Source organism: Mumia sp. (assembly GCF_028803055.1).
Classification (GTDB): domain Bacteria; phylum Actinomycetota; class Actinomycetes; order Propionibacteriales; family Nocardioidaceae; genus Mumia.
Genome location: NZ_JARBCJ010000293.1, coordinates 1 through 2,472 on the forward strand (window position 1 = coordinate 1; position 2,472 = coordinate 2,472).

2 protein-coding genes are annotated in these 2,472 nt (G+C 69.7%); both read right to left on the reverse strand.

Going from position 1 to position 2,472, the window contains the following annotated elements:
• Positions 1-113: 113 nt before the first annotated feature.
• Positions 114-1,151 carry an aspartate-semialdehyde dehydrogenase gene (locus tag PV363_RS17220; protein WP_220343126.1) on the reverse strand — a complete coding sequence of 346 codons (1,038 nt, stop codon included), beginning with the start codon at positions 1,149-1,151 and terminating at the stop codon, positions 114-116.
• 19 nt (positions 1,152-1,170) lie between these two features.
• Positions 1,171-2,472: aspartate kinase (locus PV363_RS17225; RefSeq protein ID WP_301023007.1), on the reverse strand; the 1,302-nt coding region annotated here is incomplete at its 5' end.

A 2,472-nucleotide genomic window follows, 5' to 3' on the forward strand; every position in this document is an offset into this window, starting at 1 on the left:
CCTCGACGTGCGCGCCGACGATGGGATAGCGGTCGTGCTCGTGCACGACCGCCAGCACCGCCACGAGCGCGTCGACGTCCCTGGGGTCGCGAGGCCGGACGACGACCGGCACGTCAGCGTGCCGCGATCAGCTCAGCGATCTGGATGGTGTTGAGCGCCGCACCCTTGCGCAGGTTGTCGTTGCTGACGAAGAGCACGAGACCGCGCTCGCCGTCGACGCTGGAGTCCTGGCGGATCCGTCCGACGAGGCTCGGGTCGGCACCGGCTGCCTGCAGCGGTGTCGGCACGTCGACGAGCTGAACCCCAGGCGCCTCGGCGAGAAGTGCCCGCGCACGGTCGGGGGTGATCGCGTCGGCGAACTCCACGTTGAGCGACAGGGAGTGCCCGGTGAAGACCGGCACGCGCACGCACGTGCCGGACACGCGCAGGTCGGGGAGGCCGAGGATCTTGCGCGACTCGTTGCGCAGCTTCTGCTCCTCGTCTGTCTCCTCGCTGCCGTCGTCCACGACCGAGCCGGCCATCGGCAGCACGTTGAACGCGATCGGAGCGACGTACTTCTGCGGCTCGGGGAAGTCCAGCGCCGAGCCGTCGTAGGTCAGCGCGCGAGCACCGGCGACGACCTTCTCGGCCTGCGTCGCGAGCTCCTCGACGCCACCGAGCCCTGAGCCTGACACGGCCTGGTAGGTGCTGGCCACGAGGCGCACCAGTCCCGCCTCGTCGTGCAGCGGCTTCAGCACCGGCATCGCGGCCATCGTGGTGCAGTTGGGGTTGGCGATGATGCCCTTGACCGCCTGGTCGATGGCCTCCGGGTTGACCTCGGAGACGACCAGCGGCACCTCGGGGTCCTTGCGCCAGGCCGACGAGTTGTCGATGACCGTCACCCCGGCCGCGGCGAAGCGCGGGGCCTGGACCCGCGACATGGTGGCACCGGCCGAGAACACGGCCACATCGAGGCCCGTCGGGTCGGCGGTCGCGGTGTCCTCGACGACGACGTCGCGTCCGGCGAAGGACAGCGTCGTGCCCGCCGAGCGCGCCGAGGCGAAGAAGCGGATCTCGTCGATCGGGAACGCGCGCTCCTGGAGCAGCGTGCGCATCACGCCGCCGACCTGGCCGGTCGCGCCGACGACGCCGATCTTCAGTCCGTGGGCCATGGTGGTGTGCTCCTCGTGCCTAGCGACCGGTGCCGCCGTAGACGACGGCCTCGACCTCGTGGGAGTCCAGGTCGAACGCGCGGTGCGCGGCGGTGACCGCGTCGTCGATCTGCTGCTCGTTGACGACGACCGAGATCCGGATCTCGGAGGTCGAGATCATCTCGATGTTGACGCCGGCATCGGCGATCGCCTTGAAGAACCGCGCCGAGATGCCGGGGTTGGTGCGCATCCCCGCGCCGACGAGCGAGATCTTGCCGACCCCGTCGTCGTACTGCAGCTGGGCGTAGCCGACCTCGTCCTTGAGCCGTGCCAGCGCCGTCATCGCGGTCTGACCGTCGGCGCGCGGGAGCGTGAAGGAGATGTCGGTCAGGCCCGTCGAGGCGGCGGAGACGTTCTGGACGATCATGTCCAGGTTGATCTGCGCCTCCGCGAGCACCTCGAAGATGCGCGCCGCCTCGCCCACCTTGTCGGGGACCCCGACGACGGTGATCTTGGCCTCGCTGCGATCGTGCGCAACGCCGGAGATGATCGCTTGCTCCATCACGGGAGCCTCCCCATCGACTTCGTTCGTGAGTTCCGTGGACAACAGCTCCGCCATCCGCTCCGCGCTGACCACCCAGGTCCCCTGCTTGGTGGAGAAGGACGAGCGGACGTGGATGGGCATGTTGTTGCGGCGCGCGTACTCGACGCAGCGCAGGTGCAGGATCTTGGCGCCGTTGGCCGTCATCTCCAGCGTCTCCTCGTACGAGATGACCGGGATGCGGCGGGCTGCGGGGACGATGCGCGGGTCGGCGGTGAAGATGCCGTCGACGTCGGTGTAGATCTCGCAGACGTCCGCCTCGAGCGCGGCGGCGAGGGCGACCGCGGTGGTGTCGGACCCGCCGCGGCCGAGGGTCGTGATGTTCTTGCTGTCGTGCGAGACGCCCTGGAAGCCCGCGACGATCGCGACGGCGTCCTCCTCGATCGCCCGGCGGATCCTTCCGGGCGTGACGTCGATGATCTTGGCCCTGCCGTGCGCCGAGTCGGTGATCACGCCGGCCTGGGACCCCGTGAAGGACTGCGCCTGCTGACCGAGGTTGCCGATCGCCATCGCGAGCAGCGCCATCGAGATCCGCTCGCCCGCGGTGAGCAGCATGTCGAGCTCGCGGCCGTCGGGCAGGGGCGAGACCTCGTGGGCGAGGTCGAGGAGCTCGTCGGTCGTGTCGCCCATCGCGGAGACGACCACGACGACGTCGTTGCCCGCCTTCTTGGTGGCGACGATGCGCTGCGCGACGCGCTTGATGCTGGCGGCGTCGGACACCGACGAGCCGCCGTACTTCTG

Excerpts from the sequence above, each read along its gene's own strand:
- PV363_RS17220 (WP_220343126.1), bottom strand. The coding sequence starts at position 1,151 with ATGGCCCACGGACTGAAGATCGGCGTCGTCGGCGCGACCGGCCAGGTC.